Source organism: Bifidobacterium sp. 2450 (assembly GCF_041900695.1).
Lineage (GTDB): Bacteria > Actinomycetota > Actinomycetes > Actinomycetales > Bifidobacteriaceae > Bifidobacterium > Bifidobacterium longum.
Genome location: NZ_JBHEEA010000038.1, coordinates 1 through 686, shown reverse-complemented (window position 1 = coordinate 686; position 686 = coordinate 1). Strand labels below are relative to the sequence as shown.

The 686-nt window shown below is 60.6% G+C and carries 2 protein-coding genes; one reads left to right on the top strand and one right to left on the bottom strand.

Translation table 11 applies throughout. From position 1 onward, the window contains the following. Positions 1 to 316: hypothetical protein (locus tag ACEUKI_RS10740; RefSeq protein WP_374156891.1), on the top strand; the 316-nt coding region annotated here is incomplete at its 5' end. Here ACEUKI_RS10740 and ACEUKI_RS10735 read toward each other — a convergent pair. After that, positions 317 to 686, bottom strand: a 370-nt coding sequence (locus tag ACEUKI_RS10735; protein ID WP_374156890.1) for a hypothetical protein, incomplete at its 5' end; no start/stop codon positions are given.

Here is a 686-nt window from a genome sequence, read left to right as displayed (position 1 = left end):
TTCCCTAACCCAGACCAAAGTGCTGACGCTGATTAACTCCACTTACGGTACCGTCAAAGGCTACCGTCGTGGCTCGCTCGTCACGTTGCGCATCGACTGGAAGTCCTCGGCCTCGGGCTCGTGGAGCAGCGGGGACTTCGGCATTCTGCCCGAGGGTTGGAGGCCTCCAACCGAACTCAACTTCTCCTACGGGGGTCGTGACGGCGACAACCAGAAAGCCATCATCGTCCAGACAAACGGTGCATTGCGTTACATCAATCAGGGCGGCGAGCAGGGTACTTCGGCATTCGGTCTGGCAATCTCCTACGGCATCTAGTCAGGCCGGCACGACCGGCGCGATTAGACACCCGCGATGCCATGCTCCCGCACCGATGTTGAGCGAGCCGGGGGTCATGTACAGGATTTCCCCTGCGGTCGTTGCCACGAACTGGTTCACGCCCAAGTCCTGGTAACCTATGTTTTCCGCGCACGGCGTGTGGACGGCGTCTCCGATCACCTTCCATCCGATCATGCGAGCCAACGTGATGCCCCTCCATGATTGCGTGTTGAACGCGCCCTTGTTGACCCATACGATGCTGATGACCGCGATAGCCGGGCTGCCCGGCAGTATCGCGCCCGACAGGTGCATCTCGTCATTGGCGCTCGAGGTGCCGGAACGGTCGAAGCGGATGCGCTGGGTTAGGGAA